The organism is Variovorax sp. UMC13 (assembly GCF_014170375.1).
GTDB lineage: Bacteria > Pseudomonadota > Gammaproteobacteria > Burkholderiales > Burkholderiaceae_C > Variovorax.
The window spans coordinates 146,558-163,179 of the sequence record NZ_LZZW01000012.1; the positions used below are offsets into that span (position 1 = coordinate 146,558).

Here is a 16,622-nt window from a genome sequence, read left to right on the forward strand (position 1 = left end):
CATCCATTCATCTCACCACCACCACAGGAGACATCATGCAAAAAAGACAATTCATCACCATGCTTTCCGGCGCCATGCTGACCGGCGTTTCTGGCCTGGTCCGCGCGCAGGGCGCAGGCACCCCGGGCGTGACGGATCGCGAGATCAAGATCGGCTCGACCGGGCCGCTCAGCGGCCCGGCCGCAGGCTATGGCGTCGTCGGCAAGACCATGTCTGCATGGTTTGACCTGGTCAACGCCGAGGGCGGCGTGAATGGGCGCCAGCTCAAGCTGGTGCTGGCCGACGATGGCTACAGCCCGCCGAAAACCCTGGAGCAATCGCGCCGCCTGGTGGAGCGCGATCAGGTGGCTTTTCTCGCGGCGCAGATAGGCTCGTCCACTGGGCTGGCGTCGCGCAGCTATCTCAACAACGCCAAAGTACCGCAACTCTTCGTTTCGTCCGGCTCTGCCACGTGGCTGGATGATGCGGCTAAGTTCCCCTGGAGCATGGGCTGGCTGCCCCTGTACACCGACGAAGGGCGCATCCTGGCCAGGCACATCCTGCAGACGCGGCCCAACGCGAAGATCGCCATGTTCTACCAGAACGACGACGCCGGCAAGGATGTGCTGCGTGGCGTGAAGGAGGTTCTGGCTGCCGCCGGGAAGAAGCTCATCAGCGAAGAGTCGCATGAAGTGTCGGATCCGACGGTGGACTCGCAGATCGTCTCCATGCATGCCTCGGGCGCGGACGTGCTGGTGGCGTGGGGTTCGCCCAAAGCCACCCTCCAGTCGCTGCGCAAGACCCACGACATCGGCTGGCGCCCGGCCATCTACATCAACCCGAGCGCATCTTCGGTGCCCGCGGTGCTGACTCCGGTGGGGCTGGACAAGGTCAAGGGCATCATGAGCGCCGCGTTCCTCAAGGATCCGAGCGATCCGACCTGGAAGGACGACCCTGGTGTCCTGGCCTGGCATGCCTTCATGGACAAATACAACAAAGGCGCGGCCAAGGAGTACCTCACCGTGCTCGGTGCCTGCCTTGGGCAAGTGACAGTGCAGTTGCTCAAGCAGTGCGGCAACGACCTCTCGCGCGAGAACATCATGCGGCAGTCGCGCCGCCTGGACATGGATTTGCCCATGATGCTGCCGGGCCTGCGTGTCAAGACCAGCGACGCCCGCCCTCACCCGATACCGGACATGCGCATCCAGCAGTTCGACGGCACGAGCTGGAAGGTGATGCCGTCCTGACGGGGCGAGCGCAGCGATGGAACCCATTCTTTCCGTACGCGACCTGACGATCCGCTTCGGCGGTGTCGTCGCGCTGGACGCCTTCTCGATGGACGTGCCCGAGGGCTGCATCTTCGGCCTGATCGGGCCGAACGGCGCTGGCAAGACGACCTGCTTCAACTGCATCAGCGGCCTGTACCGGCCCACCCACGGCAGCGTGCGCTTCGGCCAGGCCGAGTTGACGCGCCTGCCGCGCCACGGCGTGGCACGGCTGGGTCTGAGCCGCACCTTCCAGAACGTGGCGCTCTACCCCTCGCTCACGGTGCGCGAAAACGTGATGGTGGGTGCGCACGCGCGGCTGCCGGTGTCGATGCTGGGTGCCGCGCTGCGCTCGCGCGCCGTCCGTGCCGCCGAGGAAGAAATCGCGCACTCGGCTGACGCGGCCCTGGCCACGCTGCGGCTGTCCGACTATGCCGACCGGGGCGTGGCGGAACTGCCGGTGGGCATCCAGCACCGCGTGGAAATCGCGCGGGCGCTGGTGACGCGGCCCAAGCTGCTGCTGCTTGACGAACCCGCCGCTGGCCTCACCGCTGGCGAGGTCGATGAACTGCGCGACGTGCTGCTGCGCCTGCACGAGGAATTGAAGCTGACCATGGTGATCGTGGAGCACAACATGCGCTTCGTGATGAAGACCTGCTCCGACCTCGCGGTACTGAGCTTTGGCCGCAAGCTCGCCCAGGGCTCGCCCGAGGAAGTGGCCAACAACGACGCCGTGCTCGATGCCTATCTGGGAGGTGTGCTGTGACCCAACGGCTTGAAATCCGCAACCTCGCGGTGGCCTACGGCCGAACGGCGGTGGTGCATGGCATCGACCTGCACGTGCAGGCCGGCGAGATGGTGGCGCTGCTCGGCGCCAACGGCGCGGGAAAGACCTCCATCCTGCGCGCCATCAGCCACCAGCAGGTGACTGCCAAGGGCACGCTGCGCTTCGAGGGCCAGGACATCATCGACATGGCCGCGCCCGCCATCGCCTCGCTGGGCATCGCCCACGTGCCCGAAGGGCGCGGCACCTTTGGCGACCTGACGGTGCTGGAAAACCTGCGCGTGGGCGCCATCCACCGCCGCGACAAGGACGGCATCGAGCAGGACATCGCCCGGATGCAGACGCTGTTTCCCAAGCTGTCCAGCCGCGCGAAGCAGGCGGCGGGCACGCTCAGCGGCGGCGAGCAGCAGATGCTGGCCATCGCGCGCGCGCTGATGACGCGCCCCAAGATGCTGCTGCTGGACGAGCCTTCGTTCGGCATCGCGCCGCGCGTGACGCAGGAGATCTACGAACTCCTGCACCAGTTGCGCGAAACCGAGCACCTCACGGCGCTCATCGTGGAGCAGAACGCCCAGGTCGCGCTGAACCTAGTCAACCGGGCCTATGTGCTCGAAAGCGGGCGCGTCACTGCCCAGGGCACCGCAGCCGAGCTGCGCGAAGACGACGCCGTGCGCCGCAGCTACCTCGGCCACTGATCAAAAAAGGTTCATCACCATGCAAGCATTCCTTCACCAGATAGCTTCGGGCCTGGCGGCGGGCGGCATCTATGCCAGCCTCGCCATCGCGCTTGTGCTCATCTATCGCTGCACTTCGTCCGTCAACTTCGCGCAGGGCGAACTGGCGATGTTCTCCACCTATATGAGCTGGGCGTTGGTTCAGGCGGGCGCATCATGGTGGGTGGCCTTCGCCGTCGTGGTCGTGGGTTCCTTCCTGCTCGGGCTGGCGCTGGAACGGGTCATCTTCCAGCCCCTGCGGCACAAGCCGGTGCTCTCGGTCGTGGCGGCCAGCATCGCGCTGCTCATCATCTTGAACAGCCTGGTCGGCTGGCTGTTCGGGCATGAGATGCTGGAGTTCGCCACGCCGTTCGGTGGCGTCCTCAGCCGTGCCGAACCCTATCTGTCGGCCCACGAGGTCGGCGTTCTGCTCGTCACCCTGGCCGAACTGGCGGCGGTATTCGCGTTCTTCCGCTTCACCCGGTTCGGCCTGGCGATGCGTGCGGTGGCGGTGAACGCGCCGTCGGCGGAACTGTCGGGCATCAGCACCAACAAGGTGCTGGCCGTGGGCTGGGGTCTTGCAGCGGTGGCCGGTGCCGTGGCGGGGCTGATGGCCGCGCCCATCGTGTTCCTGGAGCCGTCGATGATGATGGGGCCGCTGATCTACGCACTGGCGGGCGCGCTGCTGGGCGGCATCGCCAGCCCTGTGGGCGCCGTGGCCGGGGGCTTCGCCGTCGGGGTACTGGAGAACCTGCTGGGCGCCTACGTGGTCGGCAACGACCTGAAACTGACCTGCATCATGCTGTTGATCATCGCGATGCTGGTCTTGCGGCCCGCCGGTATCTTCGGCAAGACGGCCCAGGTGAGGGTGTGAGCATGAGTACCATGAACGCCCCACTCAACATCCGCCCGGCGGCATCGCCCACCTGGTTGCGCTGGACGGCCTCGGTGGTCGGGCTCGCGCTGCTGGCCTGGTCCTTTAGTTGGCAAAGTTATCCGTTGTACGTGATGACGCAGGTGCTGATCTATGGCATCGCCATCATGGGCCTGAACCTGCTCACCGGCTACACGGGCCAGATCTCGCTCGGCCACAGCGCCTTCTTCGCCATCGGTGCCTATACTGCGGCGGTGCTCTCGCATCACCTGGGCTGGCCATTCTACGTGGGCGTGCCGGTGGCGGCGCTGTTGTGCTTCGTGGCGGGTTTCCTCTTCGGCTTCCCGGCGCTGCGGCTGCCCATGCTTTATCTGGCGCTGTCCACCTTCGCGGTGGCGGTGGTGACACCGCAGGCGCTCAAGTGGAAAAAGATCGAGTGGCTGACCGGCGGCGTGGCGGGGATCGTCCTGGAAAAACCTGTGTTCCCAGGAGTGCTGGCCGACCGGGCGGACTGGGCCATCATGGCCTGCGTTGCGGCCTGCGCGCTCTGCGCCTTCCTGCTGGCGCGGCGGATTCTCGGCTCGCAGTTCGGCCGCCTGGTGGACGCCTCGCGCGACCAGCCGCTCGCGGCGGCGGCGGGCGGGCTCGACATCACCGCCCTGCGCACGCAGATGTTCGGCCTCAGCGCGGCGTTCACCGGCCTGGCCGGTGCCCTGAGCGTGGTGGCGGGCCAGTTCGTCGCGCCCGAGAACTTTCCCTTCCTGCTCTCGGTGTCCCTGCTGGTGGGCAGCTTCGTGGGCGGGGTGCGCAGCCTGTGGGGCGCCTTCCTGGGGGCTGCCTTCATCGTGCTCACGCCCAACTTGGCCGAGAGCGTGTCGCAATCCGCGCCGTGGATGATCTTCGGCTTCGCACTGCTCGCGGTGGTCTTCCTGGCCCCCAATGGCTTGAGCGGCTGGATCACCAGCCTCCGGCGCAGGCGTGCAAATTCCTCATCCGCCCAGTCTTAGATGCTTTCCATGCAGCCCGTCTTCGTCGCTGGCACGGGCATGACCCGTTCCGGCAAGCACATTGACTGCGGTCTCAAATCGCTCACCGCCGAGGCGATTGGCGAAGCCATTGCCGATGCAGGCATCACCCCGTCCCAACTGCAGGCGCCCCACATGCGCAACGCCGCTGCTGGTGTCATGGCCGACCAGGTGCTGATCCCCGGAAAGGTGGCGTTGCGCGGCATGGGCATCAGGCGCATTCCGGTCGTCAACATCGAGAACGCTTGTAGACGCATCCTTGCAGTGGGTGCTCGATATGCTGCTGGCTTCAGATAACAGATAAGCCCTGTTGCCGTCGGATTTGCCAGGATACGCGGCCGTCATGTACCTGCGCAGAAATCGGCATACCGAGTCGTTGTTCGATGACAGGCCTCCATGGCACCAGGCTGAACCCCATGCCGTCATCGAGCATGGCGTAGCGCCCGCTGGCCAGCATGACGCTGCGGCGGTAGATGCCCGCCACGCGCTGGCCATCGGCCACGGGCCGATGCTCCAGGCCAGTTTCGGCGGCCAAGTCCTTCGCGGCATGCGCTACATCCCGGCTGCGCAGCGTTGCCAGCAGATTGCGCGCCAGGATGACGCGTTGGCCGCGCCGCTCGGCCAGCCCCTGTTCGGCCAGGAAGTCGGTGCGCTGTTGCATTGCCTGCTTGGCCTCACCGCCAAAGCCCAGGTCGCCCAGGCCAGAGCCGCCGCCGATCAACTGCTGGTCAAGCCAGGTGGCCCCGATCACGCGGGCCTGCCGCTCGATGGGCAGGTGCGATTTCAGCTCCACGGCCACGCCGCCCAGGCGCTGCGCGTCGTAGCGACGGCCCTGATCGGGCAGGTCGCCCGGCACCTTCCATAGCCCTTCGGCCACGCGCTCCACGATGCCTGCCCGGCGCAGGGCTTCCAAGCGCCGGACGTGGGCCGCGACGACTTCCTGCGGATCGCGGCCCGGCACGGCCTGGCCCTGCGCGATAGCAAGGTGGTGGTCGGTGCGGTACAGACCATCGCTCGCCAGCACGGCGATGTTCTTGTCGGCCGCGCGCACGTCGGCCGATCCCTTCACCTCCACCACGGCGCCGGTGGGATAGTTCGCCAGCTCGTCGCGGGTGTTGAGCGCGACGTAGTGGGCCTTGCCGTCCACCCCGTCGATGACCAGATAGCCACGGTCGCGCAGCTCGTCGGCCAGCCCCTTCGCGGCTACGCGGCCGAGAATGGTTCGGCCATCGTCGCCCGGCTCGAACACCGCCAGTTCGCGCGGCTCGCCGCGCATGGCACGCTGCATGGTGCGGATGATGTCGCCACGCTCGCCCAGGGCGCGCAGGGTCTTCTCGGCATCGGCATGGACGGCCCAGGTGCCCGGCTGCGTCTCGTCGGCCAGCCCCAGGCGCTGCAAGCGTTGCAGGCGGCCGATCAGCAGCAGGCGTTGGCGTTGCAGCTTCGGTTCGTTGAAGCGTTCGATCTGCACCCGGCCGTCTTCGCCGGCCTCGCGTTTCAGCGTGCGATCCAGGCTCGTCCACCGCTCCTGCTCCACCTCGCGTTGCAAGGTCTGCTGGATCTCCAGTTCGGTGCGCGGCCCCAGCCATTCGGTCGCCAGCTCGGATGCGCGATGCCGAAAGCCATCGGCGATGTAGTCACCCGCGATGATGAGGTCTTTGCTGGTATCGTCGCGCCCGCGCACGATCAGGTGGGCGTGGGGGTTGTCGGTGTTCCAGTGATCAACGGCCACCCATTCCAGCCGTGTGCCCAGGTCAGCTTCCATGCGGTTCATCAGATGCCGTGTATAGGTGCGCAGGTCTTCCAGCTCCGCGCCGTCCTCGGGCGAGACGATGAAGCGGAAGTGATGCCGGTCGTCGGCGCAGCGTTCCTTGAAGGCGTCGAGGTCGGCGGTATCGGTCTGCGGCCCGTAGGCTTGGCCTGGCTCGCCGTCGCGGCCCACGCCGTCGCGCTCGATGTAGCGTAGGTGCTTGGCGAGCGATTGCGGGCTGGCCCGCTGCTGGTTCACCAGTAGGGTCTTGATGGTCACGCGCCGCGACATGGGTGTCAGCTTCGCGCCCGCAAACCGCGCCGCCGTATGGCCGCGCCCCAGGCGTGAGCCGGGCCGCTGGCCGGTGGCCTTGCCGCCGACGGCCGATGCCGGACGGCGCACCGAGGACTTGCCGCCACTGGCCTTGCCGGCCTGCTGGAGCACCTTGGAAACGAAGCCCTGGCCGCGGTTTTTTGGCGCGCTGGGGCGGATGTGGAAATCGTCGTCGCGGCGGTTGATCATGACTTCTCTCCCTGAAAGCTGGGGCGTAGTCCGTCGTGCGAAGCACGCGAACAAGCCCATATCGACGCGGGCCACGCGCCACAAGCAGCACGGCGGCGAAGCCGCTGCGTGCCGCGCCACCCCCACGTGCAGACTGGCTTTGCGGGCCGACAGGTGCCGCCCCCTTTTGTCTTGCCTTCCGCATTTGCCTCCCGCATCCGCTCCAGGCAACTGCGGCCCGGCGGCAAGGCTGCACCGGCAGCCAGCGCACCGGCGAACACGGCGATGGCCGCAGGCCATCCGTGTTCGAGACAAGACGCCTGCACGTGGGACGGCTGCGCCGGAGGCAGCGTGAAGTGCGGCGCGGATGCGCTCGCACTGCATGTGCGACGACACACGGAACGCCGCCGGAACGACACGCCCGATAGCACGATGATGCACAGCGAATCAGCGGCCATCATGGGCGCGACTCCAGCCAAACCGGGCGCGCAACGCCAACCACGGCGGCTGCGCTGACCGGCCCGAAATACCGGCTGTCGAAAGACGCCGGATTGGTCGCGCTGAGCAGGAACAGCTCGCCAGGCTGAAGGCGACGGCACTGCTGCCAGGATGGCAGCGGCCGGCCCCAGCGATCGGCAGGCAACACGGCGGCTGAAGGCACGCCGTCGATGCGGACTTTGCCGTCAGCGATACACACCTCTTGCGGCGCCATCGCGCCCACGCGCTTGAGCAACGGGATGCGCGTCGGTAGGTAGCCGCGCTGCGCAGCCAGCGCGGCGGCCTCGGCGGGCAGCGGCACCAACACGATGCTACCCACGGACAACGGACGTGGCGGCGAGCTGGTGCGATGGTCGAGCGGATCGACGCGATACCATCCGACCGCCACGCTGTCGGATGGGTTGTAGGTCAGGCGCGGCAGCGGATGCACGAAGGACGCCCAGGCAAGCGCAGCGAGGCCGCAGGTGGACAGGCCCGCCAGCATGAGGCGAGCGCGCAGGCGCGAGCGTGGATGCGTGACAGCAGTGGGAACAGAAATCGTGCTCATGACAGCGCCCTCACGGCCAGCCAGGCGGCGTGCCGCTCGGCGCTGTATTCGGGCAGCGGCAAGCGCGCCGCGAGCCGGTTGCCCAGCGTGCGCCAGTACGCGGGCGAGGCGGTAGCAGGCGTGATGCCCAGCGCTTCGATGCCGTCGATGCGTTCCAGCACGGCACGCACCGATTGCTCACCCTCGGCGTGCAGCAACAGGCGCGCGCCCGGCTGCACGCCGGGGATGCGCTGCGCGCCATCCATCGGCATGCACGCCTGCATCACCATGAGCTGCCAGCGGATCGTGCCGTAGTCGTTGGCCTGCCAGCGGATGCGGCAGAGAACCGCGTTCGGCGTGAACACCGCGCAGCGACGCCAGCGGTCGAATCGGATGATGCGCGAGGGATCGCCGAAGCGCAGATAGAGGTCGAAGCGTTGGTCGATGTAGGCGAGCGCAACGCGCGTCAGCGGCACGCCATCGGCTCGGCCGACTGGCGGGGCAGATGACGTCGGCAATGCTGTCGAAACGGGTGTGATCATGGAGACTTCTCCGGGAATTCCCGCTTCAGCAGCGCGCGCAACAGATCAGCCACCGTCACGCCTTGCGTGAAGGCCGATACCTTGATGCGCGCCCGCATGGCGGGCGTGATGTCGAGGGTCAGGCGGGCCGTGTAGAGGTCGCCTTTCTGGAGGTCATCGGCGCTGCCCTGGCGAATCCACGCCTCGGCGTGCGGATTCGCGGGCGGGCGCGCGCCGATGCCCACGCGCTTGCCCGTGCGTTTGCTGGCGGGACTGCTCATGACGGCCACCGCAGCAGTTCGTCCACCAGCGCGGTGATTTCGCTGGCGGCGGCGCTGTCGGGCGCCGTCTCGCGCGCCAGTCGGCCAGCGGCCACGCTGTCGGCGAACACGATGCGTTGATGCACTTCCGCGCGCAGCGCGGGCAGCGGCTGCTCGGCCAGCGCTCCGCGTGCTTCGCGTCCGATCACCGTGGTGCTGACGCGCCGGTTGATGACAAACGCCGCGCGCAGCGCAGGCCGAAACACCTGCGCCTCGCGGATCAGCGCCACCATCTCGGCACTGGCCCACAGGTCGTAGGGACTGGGCTGCACGGGAATCAGCACCCGCTCGGCCGCCAGCAGCGCGGAGCGCGCCAGCGCCGCGATGCGTGGTGGCCCGTCGATGACGACGTGATCGGCCCGCCTGGCGAGTTCTGGCGCTTCCTGGTGCAGGGTTTCGCGAGCAAGGCCCACAGCGCTGAACAGCCTTGGCAAGCCTTGCTGGCTGCGGCGCTGCGTCCAGTCCAGCGCGGAGCCCTGCGGATCGGCATCCAGCAGGACGACGTGCTGGCCGCGCATCGCCAGCTCGCCGGCGATGTGCGTTGCGAGCGTGGTCTTGCCCACGCCGCCTTTCTGGTTGAGCAGCGCGACGATCATGGCCTGGCCCTCCGCGTTGGAAAGCCCGGCTGTTGCCGCTGCGCTTCGCGTCCTGTGGCGGTTGTCCACCGAGACGCGGCGCTGCTACTACCAGTTAGAGTATTTAAGTTAGGGAAGTTAAGGGAGACCGAAACCCGCGCCAGCATTGGCTTTGCGGCCGATGGACACGCCTGATAGCACGATAGTCCCACGCCCGATAGCACGATACCTGGCACGCCTGATAGCACGAGCCCGTCCACAGGACGCGCACCGTTTATCCCCGTGCCGTGGACGGCACGGGACGCCCTGGCCGGAAGGTCAGCAGCTCGGCGCCATCCAGCCGTTCGATGCCCAGGACGTAGCCCGGCAGTGACTGCCGCGCGACCAGCGCACGCAGGTCGCAGGCAAAGTCGTAGGGCTTGGCCGTGCTGCCCGACTTGCGGTACAGGTGCTGGAAGTCGAACTGCCACCCGCCCGGCTGCCGCCCACCGTGCTTGCGCACCAGGCGGTACAGCCAGCGCTCGATCCCGCCCGTCAGCCGGAAGTACGCCGGGTCGATGGTCAGCACCAGGGCGGCATCGAGCACGCCCGCATAGAACCAGTCCGGCAGGATCAGCTCCAGTCCCAAGGGCGTTCCCCTGGCATCGGCCAGCTCCTTCCACTCGTTGATCCACGAGAAGCGGTGCAGCCGCCTTCCCGTGGTCTCCCGGATGGACGTGGCCACCGTCGTGGATTGCAGGCGATCCAGCGCGGCCTTGAGGCGCTGGTAGTCGCGCAGCGATGTACCGCGCCCGATGAAGCGCAGGATCTCGTAGGGCGTGGCCTGCATCAGCCGCGACGGGCGCAAGCCCGCGTCGCGCGCCTCCACGATCTGCGAGGCCGCCCAGATCAGCACGTCGGCATCCCAGATCGTGGCGATGCCGTGTTCCTGCGTGCCTTCCACGCGGATCGTGATGCCGCCGGCCTGAAAGTCGATCGGCGTCGTGCGCCGCGACTTCGCCAGCGAGAAGAACGGAAAGGCCATCAAGTCCTGGCTGTCGCGCGGCGCCATGTCGCCCGGCAAGGCGCGAAACAGATCGAGCTGTTCGCGCTCCTGCCTGACTGCCCCGGATGGGCTGAACATGGCGAAGGCCACCCGCGCGCCAGTGATCAGCGCGCACGGCTGTCCGCCGAGTGCTGCTCGGCGTATTCGGGATCGGACGTGCTCTCGAAGCTGCGCTCGGCGGCCCAGGCATCGAGGTCGGCCACGGCGTACATGACGCGGCGGCCGAACTTGCGGAACTTGGGGCCGCCACCCAGCACGCGCTGCTTTTCCAGCGTGCGCGGCGACAGCCGCAGGTAGTCGGCAGCCTCGTCGTTGGTGAGATAACGCTGCGGCTGTGCAGCAGCGGCCGGGGTAGCTGCGGGTGCGGCGGCAGGCCGCAAGGGAGCAGGACGCATGGTGAGAACCTCCATCGGTTGCAGGGCTCCGGCCACACAGCGCAACCGGATGGAGGCAGTCTCAGAAAACGAAGCGCTCCTGCTCAGGGTCGTTTTGCGTCCTCTTCAAAACGACCCTTCTCAAGCGGCGCAAGCTGTGCTAGGCGGCGATAGCCGCCGCGCATCAGCGCATCGCCGCGCCGCACCAGGCGGCGCACCTTGGAGCGCAGGCCGCCGTCGCTGTACCAGCCGGCCGCGGCGTCCGCACCGAACAAGCCCTCGGCCACGTCGCGCAAGGACGCGCCCGCCAGGGTGGCGTCGAGCGCCTGCAGGGTGTGCAGCTCCAGCAGCGCCGCAGGGGGCGGTCGGGGGCGAGCCATCGGCGCTGGCGTGTCAGGCACGTGGGTGGCCCCACGGCCACGGTAGGCATGGGCCACGGCCATGCCGTCCTCAAGGCCAGGCGCCAGCGCATAGCGCTGGCAAAGGCCGGGGCTGCGCGCGATCAGCGCCAGGCCCTTGCCGTCGTGGAGCAGTTGCTTGTGGCCGGGAATGCGCCAAAACGCGAACGGCTCGGCATCCGGTGGCGGATCGGCATCGGGGTGAAGCTGCACCACGGCCTCATGGCCGGGGAGCCAGGCCGGATGCGCGTCACGCGCGTCCAAGGCCGGGTCTTCCAGCAGACGCAGGCCCCAGCGATGCGCAGCCTCATGCATTGCTTGTGCTTGGCGATGACGGCGCAGCCAGTCGAGCCGGTAGTCGGGATGGCGACGCAGGTACTCCCAGGCCAGTGCGAGCGTGTCCAGGCACAGGACGTAGAGGTAGGCGGCGGTCGGATACCAGTGCGCGAAGTGGTGCGGCTCGGCCATGACGCAAGCTCCCGTAGAGCAGGACGGCCGTCACCGGTTTCACACGCAAACGTCACCGCATCAAACTTGCATCCAATCGTGAATAAGCTGGTAGATTGGTAACTTGCGTGTCAAGACGAAATGCATCGGATGGGTTGCATGGATCGTCTGAATGCGACGGTGGCGCGCGAGGACATACGCGCCTCCTGCGATATCCACCGTGCCCGATGCCACGGCCGGCATCATGACCGATTGCGCCACGATGGCACCGATTTGGTGCGATAGTGCGGACTAAGACCGGACGGGTCTGGAGCAAGACCGAAATAGTCTCAATGCGCCCGGCTTGGCCTGGGCGCGAACGGCTCAATCGAGGATGGAGCCGTTCTCCTGGGCCAGCCGCAGGTACTCCGACAACGGGCGCACCGCCCGGAAATACCGGTCCCGCATCACGGGCTGTTTGCTCGGCCCGACGATGGATGCGAGGTCGGACAGCTTGATCTCGCCTAGCTCGGGCATGCCGATCCCCAAGTCGATCAGGCCATGGGCCGTATCGCCGTCGGCGGGGTCGAGCGACACCAACAGCCAGGTGGCGTGTGCATCCGGCGTGAACAGCCGCACCACGGGCAGCGGGTCGATGACCCGGCCAGCGGCGCGGGCTTGGCCGTGTTCCAGCAACAGCCTGCGCTCGTCCTCGGTGATGAGCTGGTTCATGGGCGTCCCCTCATTCGCACAAAACCGCCGAAGCGTGAAAGCGCAAAACCGCATTGGCGGGTTTGTGGAAAGGCACGGATGCGGCTTTGCGCTTCTGTGAGAAGCCGCAGATACGGATTTCCGTAAAAGCACAAAAGCGGCAGGCAGGCATAGTTGAACACTATAGATTGTAGCCCTATAGGGCGCAATCGGCTGTCATCTTGGATTTTGGGGAGATCCAGGGTTGGCAGCGAAACATACATTGTCGGAGGCACTAAAGACCATCAGGAAAGCGCGTGGATTGAGCCAGGAGGCGTTCTCCGACGTGTCCAGCCGCACCTACATGAGCACGCTGGAGCGCGACCTCAAAAGCCCCACCCTGAACAAGCTGGCCGAGCTGTGCGAGGTCATGGAGGTGCACCCGCTCACGCTGCTGACGCTGGCCTATGCCGGCGACGACCTGCAGCAGGTTGATCAGCTTCTGGTGCAGGTGCGCCAGGAGTTGGAGACTGTGGCGAAGAAGAGTGACACGCCATAGCGTGCGACGTTGCTGGCGTGGCCGATCCGGCTCAGCCGGTTCGGGGACTGCAGGGGCGCCAAGCATCGCGCGGCGGGGATAGGCCACAGGGCTTTCCCCAGGAGGCAAGCGAAGCGCGCAGCGCCGCAGGCGCGAAGGCGTGAGGGATTGCAGCCGGATGGCCGTGACGGCGAAGTCGGCACGGGGCGCAGCCCGTAAAGCCCGGCGGTGCAACGCACCGACACGCCCGGCCACCGCTTGCGGCGGGCAACTCAACACATGCGAAAGCCGCTCGACACGGCGCAGCCTTGGCGATGGTGTTGCCTCCTTGAAGTGCCGCGAAGGCAGCACAGCGCCCCGCCACGTGGGCGGGGCGCTGTGGCGGTCACGCCGCCTGGGGCTTGCTGCGCGACCAGATCAGGTCGTGCGTGCCGTCCTCGCCTTCGATCAGGCGGGCATAGACCGTGGCCGGGAACGAAGGATCGTCAAGGGTCACGGAGATGTACTCCCGCCCGGCCTCGCTGGTCTTCTTCCACGCCGCGCCGATATCGTGGCTGGCGGCCTGCAGGCGAAAGTCCGGGGCCTTCTCGTTGTCCCCCTTGTCGTTGGGCACCAGCTTGACCTTGACGTTGAGCGTCAGGGTGCGAAGCGTGCCGGTGTAGCCGTCTTTGTCTGCGGTGAAGCTGCCGATGTTGGCCATGATGAAACTCCTTTTGGTGGAACAAGGTTCGCGCCCATCGCGTCCTTGTTGTGATCCGGCCGGCGGGGGACGGGCGGGCTGCACCGCTTGCGGTCGAAACGCAGTGGAGAGCCGGGAGGCGAAAAGAATTTGCTGCGCGAGGAAGCCGCGCAGCGGCGGGGAAATTGTTTTCGCTGGACGGTTGCAGCCATGAAGCCCGAGGCGCAGCCGCGCCCCCGCCAGGATTCACAACAACACAAGGACGCCTTGGGCCGAACCGCACCGAAAAGAGACAGGGCCGACTCGGCATCCCCGCACGAAGGCTGCACCGGCTCGCCCACTGACGCGGGCCGGGTCAACCACCCGACGACAAGCGAGAACGCCCCGGCCGCACCTTGCGGCGCCGGTCTTGAGGCGTGGCGTGGAAGCTCCATGGCGATGCCGGGCGGGATGTCCGTGAACCGTCCTTCGTGACGTGATGGGCGAGAACCGCCAGCGTTGAGGACGGCACGCATTCGTACAACCTGCCGCAGTAAGCGCCAGCGTGTTCGCCAGCGCCTCGTCCATCGTGGCGGGGCGTTGGCCGGGTCGATCCGGCATCGCCGGTTCGGCGGTATTTGAGGGGCGCCAAGCTCGCGCGGCGGGGATGTCCGACGCAGTGCTGGAACACATGCGCACGCGCTACCGTGTCGATGCACATTGGCTCCCCAACCGACAATCCGCGCAAACCTTGGCGGACCAGGCTACTGCGTGGGGCCGCATGGCGGGACCGGCCGACAGCAAGACGTGGGTGGGGTTGCCGTTGGCCGTGCACCGGCGCTGCGACAAGCCGATGCACGGACTGGCCAACCGCATCGCCTACGACGGTGCGATGGTGTACGGCACCATCGCACCGCGAGCCGACAAGGAAACCCCCGCCCGACTGCCTACGGGGTGGATTCACGCCAGTGGAACATCCGACGGGAACTGGGTGCCGGCTGAAGGAAAAGCCCTGCGGGCGCTGCTGGCCTTGCTTCATGAGGACGGAGTGAATGCAGCCGACATTTCGGTCATCACGCCCTTCAAGAATGTCCTGGAGAACCTCAAACGCTTGCTCGGCGACACGATGGTTTCCGGAACCATCCACACCATGCAGGGAAAGGAAGCGCCGGTTGTCATCATGGTGTTGGGCGGAAATACCGACGGTCCCGGCGCACGCGACTGGGCGGTCTCGGAGCCCAACCTGCTGAACGTGGCGGCAACGCGGGCGAAGCGGCGCTTCTATGTGATCGGCGACCGCAACGACTGGCAGAACCGCGCTCTGTTTTGTGATGTCATGGATCTCTTGCCGCTCCAGCGTCTTCCCGAACATGAAGCCGTGGCGATGACTCAACCTCAATAATTGTGCAGGCTGAGACCGTGCATGCACAGGTCATACTGGCGGCAAGCCTTGACTTCCCTGCAACTACCGAGTGTGCCGCCCGGCCACCTCCTGACACTGGCCCTGGACGGGCCAGTGCCCGAAGGCATTGCGCAATGCAGCAATGCCTTCGACACCGGGCGCGGCCACCGCCGCGCCCGGATTTTTGAAGCTCACCGCGCCTAGGGCGAAACGACCTAGGCGCGGTGCTGACGATGGTTATTCCTTTGTCTCAATGATCCACCACACGGCCCGCGCTAAGGCACGGCCCGTGATGGGATGAATGTCGGTGAGATCGGCTCGGGCCATCCAGCCCGAGGGCGGACGGTAACCGCGCACATCGCCCTCGCCGTGCCAGCGGCGGGCGCGTACCGTGCCGGGCGCGTAGACCGCCGCCATGCGCGGGCCACTGGTGATGTTGATGGTGGGCATGGTTCGGCTCCCTGCGGCAAAGCGCTCCGGCCTTGGCCCGGGCGCTTGCCTGCGGCATGGGTCAGGCGGCCAATGCCTCGGCAGGTTCATGCATCACGGTGGCTATTCTGGGCAATTAAAGTCGTAAACACCCACCCAGCATCCATGCGGCTGTTCGCAATGCCCAGCCAGGCCGCTGCCTATCTAAAGTCGTAAACACCAGCGTGGACTGCCCTCTCAATGAATGAGGTAGCTGAGGCCGGAGATGGTGCGGCCTCACGACTTCAGCTCATACCATGCGACGCCGCTCCCATCCACGGTGCACCCTACGGCGCTTTCCGCGATGAAGTAATTCATACAGGCCACGGCCTCGCCCGTGGCGAGACTCAGTTGCTGCCCGTCCTGCTCATCGATGGCACGGTGGAACAAGGCGGGGAACACGTCCACGATGCGCTGCGGCCCGCCCGTCAGCGACTGGCGCAGCCGTTCCAGCGCCCGCTCCTGACCGGCGCGCAGCGAGCCCAGGCGTTCGTGCAGCCCGTAGAAGGGTTCATTGTGCGAGGGCAGCACCAGCACATCGGCGGGCACTTCCCGCGCCAGCTTGTCCAGCGACTCGAACCACTCCTTGAGCGGATTGGCCTGCGGCTCGGTGGCGAACACCGACACGTTCGACGAGATGCGCGGCAGCACCTGGTCGCCCGCAACCAGCAGTTTCAGGCCGGGGCAGTACAGGCAGGCATGCTCCGGCGAATGGCCGCCGGTGGTGATGACCCGCCAGGCGTGCGCGCCCAACTGCAGCAGGTCGCCATCCTGCAGGCGCCGGAAGCTCTCGGGCAGCGCATGGATGTGCTTGCCGAAGCTGCCGAAGCGGCTGCGGTAGCCCTCGATGGCTGCCTCCGACCAGCCCGCGCGGCGGTGGAACAGCACGCCGTCGGGCGGCGCCTCGCGGTTCGTGTCGGCGTGCATCACGCGGCAGCTCAGGTATTCCAGGCGGCTCATGTGCAGCGGCACGCCAGCGCGGCGCGTGAACCAGCCTGCCAGCCCGATGTGGTCGGGGTGCATGTGCGTGGTGTACACGCCCTGCAGCGGTCGCGCCAGCGGCCCCTCACCCATCAGCGCCAGCCAGTCGGCCACGGTGGTGGGGTTGTTCAGGCCGGTGTCCACCAGCACCCAGCCATCGTGCGTGTCGATGGCCCAGACGTTGATGTGGTCGAGCCGGAACGGCATGGACAGCCGGATCCAGCGCACGCCGGGGGCGACCTCGACCGTGTGGTGCGACGCCGGGGGCTCGAAGGGGTAGGTCAGCGCGGGGGTGTCTGGCTTCGTCATCG

General features: G+C 67.0%; 20 protein-coding genes. 8 read left to right on the forward strand and 12 right to left on the reverse strand.

Translation table 11 applies throughout. The annotated features are described in order from the left end of the window. Positions 1-35 precede the first annotated feature (35 nt). From A9977_RS09180 to A9977_RS09205, 6 genes are read left to right on the forward strand one after another with little or no spacing between them, the layout of a single operon-like run. The gene (locus A9977_RS09180; protein ID WP_016452536.1) at positions 36-1,226 is read left to right on the forward strand and encodes an ABC transporter substrate-binding protein; all 1,191 of its coding nucleotides are present in this window, start codon (positions 36-38) and stop codon (positions 1,224-1,226) included. Positions 1,227-1,242: 16 nt separating this feature from the next. Then, positions 1,243-2,010 (forward strand): ABC transporter ATP-binding protein, encoded by a 768-nt coding sequence (locus tag A9977_RS09185; RefSeq protein ID WP_016452537.1) that lies wholly within the window; start codon positions 1,243-1,245, stop codon positions 2,008-2,010. After that, entirely contained in the window at positions 2,007-2,723 is a 717-nt protein-coding gene (locus tag A9977_RS09190) for an ABC transporter ATP-binding protein (RefSeq protein WP_016452538.1), read from the forward strand. The genes A9977_RS09185 and A9977_RS09190 overlap by 4 nt, the downstream gene beginning before the upstream one ends. A 19-nt stretch (positions 2,724-2,742) precedes the next feature. Beyond that, positions 2,743-3,615 carry a branched-chain amino acid ABC transporter permease gene (locus A9977_RS09195; RefSeq protein WP_016452539.1) on the forward strand — a complete coding sequence of 291 codons (873 nt, stop codon included), beginning with the start codon at positions 2,743-2,745 and terminating at the stop codon, positions 3,613-3,615. A gap of 11 nt (positions 3,616-3,626) precedes the next feature. Continuing rightward, positions 3,627-4,622 (forward strand): branched-chain amino acid ABC transporter permease, encoded by a 996-nt coding sequence (locus A9977_RS09200; protein ID WP_197488159.1) that lies wholly within the window; start codon positions 3,627-3,629, stop codon positions 4,620-4,622. Between the two features lie 9 nt (positions 4,623-4,631). Beyond that, positions 4,632-4,937 carry a hypothetical protein gene (locus A9977_RS09205; RefSeq protein WP_016452541.1) on the forward strand — a complete coding sequence of 102 codons (306 nt, stop codon included), beginning with the start codon at positions 4,632-4,634 and terminating at the stop codon, positions 4,935-4,937. On the opposite strand, the gene A9977_RS09210 is transcribed toward A9977_RS09205, so the two are convergent. The 9 genes from A9977_RS09210 to A9977_RS09250 all read right to left on the reverse strand — a co-directional run bounded on the left by A9977_RS09210 (position 4,930) and on the right by A9977_RS09250 (position 12,306). Next, entirely contained in the window at positions 4,930-6,912 is a 1,983-nt protein-coding gene (locus A9977_RS09210; protein WP_016452542.1) for a relaxase/mobilization nuclease and DUF3363 domain-containing protein, read from the reverse strand. The two genes, A9977_RS09205 and A9977_RS09210, sit on opposite strands and share 8 nt — an antisense overlap. A gap of 436 nt (positions 6,913-7,348) precedes the next feature. Further along, on the reverse strand, positions 7,349-7,936 hold the full coding sequence (locus A9977_RS09215) for a S26 family signal peptidase (RefSeq protein ID WP_016452543.1): 588 nt from the start codon (positions 7,934-7,936) through the stop codon (positions 7,349-7,351). Then, positions 7,933-8,457 (reverse strand): DUF2840 domain-containing protein, encoded by a 525-nt coding sequence (locus A9977_RS09220; RefSeq protein ID WP_016452544.1) that lies wholly within the window; start codon positions 8,455-8,457, stop codon positions 7,933-7,935. Before A9977_RS09220 ends, A9977_RS09215 begins: the two co-directional genes overlap by 4 nt. After that, entirely contained in the window at positions 8,454-8,717 is a 264-nt protein-coding gene (locus A9977_RS09225; RefSeq protein WP_016452545.1) for a hypothetical protein, read from the reverse strand. Before A9977_RS09225 ends, A9977_RS09220 begins: the two co-directional genes overlap by 4 nt. Next, positions 8,714-9,352: a ParA family partition ATPase gene (gene parA, locus A9977_RS09230; protein WP_016452546.1), complete on the reverse strand. Its 639-nt coding sequence runs from the start codon at positions 9,350-9,352 to the stop codon at positions 8,714-8,716. The genes A9977_RS09225 and parA overlap by 4 nt, the downstream gene beginning before the upstream one ends. A gap of 253 nt (positions 9,353-9,605) precedes the next feature. Then, positions 9,606-10,454, reverse strand: a complete 849-nt coding sequence (locus A9977_RS09235) for a replication initiator protein A (RefSeq protein ID WP_016452547.1) — start codon at positions 10,452-10,454, stop codon at positions 9,606-9,608. 26 nt (positions 10,455-10,480) lie between these two features. Beyond that, complete coding sequence (locus A9977_RS09240) at positions 10,481-10,771, reverse strand: AlpA family transcriptional regulator (protein ID WP_016452548.1); 291 nt, start codon at positions 10,769-10,771, stop codon at positions 10,481-10,483. Positions 10,772-10,854: 83 nt separating this feature from the next. After that, entirely contained in the window at positions 10,855-11,616 is a 762-nt protein-coding gene (locus A9977_RS09245) for a DUF2285 domain-containing protein (RefSeq protein ID WP_016452549.1), read from the reverse strand. Positions 11,617-11,958: 342 nt separating this feature from the next. Further along, positions 11,959-12,306, reverse strand: a complete 348-nt coding sequence (locus tag A9977_RS09250; RefSeq protein ID WP_016452550.1) for a DUF2958 domain-containing protein — start codon at positions 12,304-12,306, stop codon at positions 11,959-11,961. Between the two features lie 223 nt (positions 12,307-12,529). On the opposite strand from A9977_RS09250, the gene A9977_RS09255 reads away from it, so the two are divergent. Next, positions 12,530-12,823, forward strand: a complete 294-nt coding sequence (locus A9977_RS09255) for a helix-turn-helix domain-containing protein (RefSeq protein WP_016452551.1) — start codon at positions 12,530-12,532, stop codon at positions 12,821-12,823. A 364-nt stretch (positions 12,824-13,187) separates the two neighbouring features. On the opposite strand, the gene A9977_RS09260 is transcribed toward A9977_RS09255, so the two are convergent. Continuing rightward, positions 13,188-13,502, reverse strand: a complete 315-nt coding sequence (locus A9977_RS09260) for a DUF736 domain-containing protein (RefSeq protein ID WP_016452552.1) — start codon at positions 13,500-13,502, stop codon at positions 13,188-13,190. A 523-nt stretch (positions 13,503-14,025) separates the two neighbouring features. Between A9977_RS09260 and A9977_RS34595 the strand changes: the two genes are divergently transcribed. Further along, complete coding sequence (locus A9977_RS34595) at positions 14,026-14,862, forward strand: AAA domain-containing protein (protein WP_200874531.1); 837 nt, start codon at positions 14,026-14,028, stop codon at positions 14,860-14,862. A gap of 237 nt (positions 14,863-15,099) precedes the next feature. Here the strand turns inward: A9977_RS34595 and A9977_RS09270 are convergent, their stop codons facing one another. Together A9977_RS09270 and A9977_RS09275 are read right to left on the reverse strand one after the other, a co-directional pair. Continuing rightward, positions 15,100-15,312 (reverse strand): hypothetical protein, encoded by a 213-nt coding sequence (locus tag A9977_RS09270; RefSeq protein ID WP_016452554.1) that lies wholly within the window; start codon positions 15,310-15,312, stop codon positions 15,100-15,102. Between the two features lie 255 nt (positions 15,313-15,567). Further along, a complete protein-coding gene (locus A9977_RS09275) occupies positions 15,568-16,620 on the reverse strand; it encodes an MBL fold metallo-hydrolase (protein ID WP_016452555.1) in 1,053 nt (350 codons plus the stop codon). Between the last annotated feature and the right edge of the window lie 2 nt (positions 16,621-16,622).

Excerpts from the sequence above, each read along its gene's own strand:
- A9977_RS09185 (WP_016452537.1), top strand. The coding sequence starts at position 1,243 with ATGGAACCCATTCTTTCCGTACGCGACCTGACGATCCGCTTCGGCGGT.
- A9977_RS09270 (WP_016452554.1), bottom strand. The coding sequence starts at position 15,312 with ATGCCCACCATCAACATCACCAGTGGCCCGCGCATGGCGGCGGTCTAC.
- A9977_RS09210 (WP_016452542.1), bottom strand. The coding sequence starts at position 6,912 with ATGATCAACCGCCGCGACGACGATTTCCACATCCGCCCCAGCGCGCCA.
- A9977_RS09225 (WP_016452545.1), bottom strand. The coding sequence starts at position 8,717 with ATGAGCAGTCCCGCCAGCAAACGCACGGGCAAGCGCGTGGGCATCGGC.
- A9977_RS09220 (WP_016452544.1), bottom strand. The coding sequence starts at position 8,457 with ATGATCACACCCGTTTCGACAGCATTGCCGACGTCATCTGCCCCGCCA.
- A9977_RS09260 (WP_016452552.1), bottom strand. The coding sequence starts at position 13,502 with ATGGCCAACATCGGCAGCTTCACCGCAGACAAAGACGGCTACACCGGC.
- A9977_RS09215 (WP_016452543.1), bottom strand. The coding sequence starts at position 7,936 with ATGAGCACGATTTCTGTTCCCACTGCTGTCACGCATCCACGCTCGCGC.
- parA (WP_016452546.1), bottom strand. The coding sequence starts at position 9,352 with ATGATCGTCGCGCTGCTCAACCAGAAAGGCGGCGTGGGCAAGACCACG.
- A9977_RS09275 (WP_016452555.1), bottom strand. The coding sequence starts at position 16,620 with ATGACGAAGCCAGACACCCCCGCGCTGACCTACCCCTTCGAGCCCCCG.
- A9977_RS09245 (WP_016452549.1), bottom strand. The coding sequence starts at position 11,616 with ATGGCCGAGCCGCACCACTTCGCGCACTGGTATCCGACCGCCGCCTAC.
- A9977_RS09250 (WP_016452550.1), bottom strand. The coding sequence starts at position 12,306 with ATGAACCAGCTCATCACCGAGGACGAGCGCAGGCTGTTGCTGGAACAC.
- A9977_RS09240 (WP_016452548.1), bottom strand. The coding sequence starts at position 10,771 with ATGCGTCCTGCTCCCTTGCGGCCTGCCGCCGCACCCGCAGCTACCCCG.
- A9977_RS09180 (WP_016452536.1), top strand. The coding sequence starts at position 36 with ATGCAAAAAAGACAATTCATCACCATGCTTTCCGGCGCCATGCTGACC.
- A9977_RS09195 (WP_016452539.1), top strand. The coding sequence starts at position 2,743 with ATGCAAGCATTCCTTCACCAGATAGCTTCGGGCCTGGCGGCGGGCGGC.
- A9977_RS09235 (WP_016452547.1), bottom strand. The coding sequence starts at position 10,454 with ATGTTCAGCCCATCCGGGGCAGTCAGGCAGGAGCGCGAACAGCTCGAT.
- A9977_RS09205 (WP_016452541.1), top strand. The coding sequence starts at position 4,632 with ATGCAGCCCGTCTTCGTCGCTGGCACGGGCATGACCCGTTCCGGCAAG.
- A9977_RS09200 (WP_197488159.1), top strand. The coding sequence starts at position 3,627 with ATGAACGCCCCACTCAACATCCGCCCGGCGGCATCGCCCACCTGGTTG.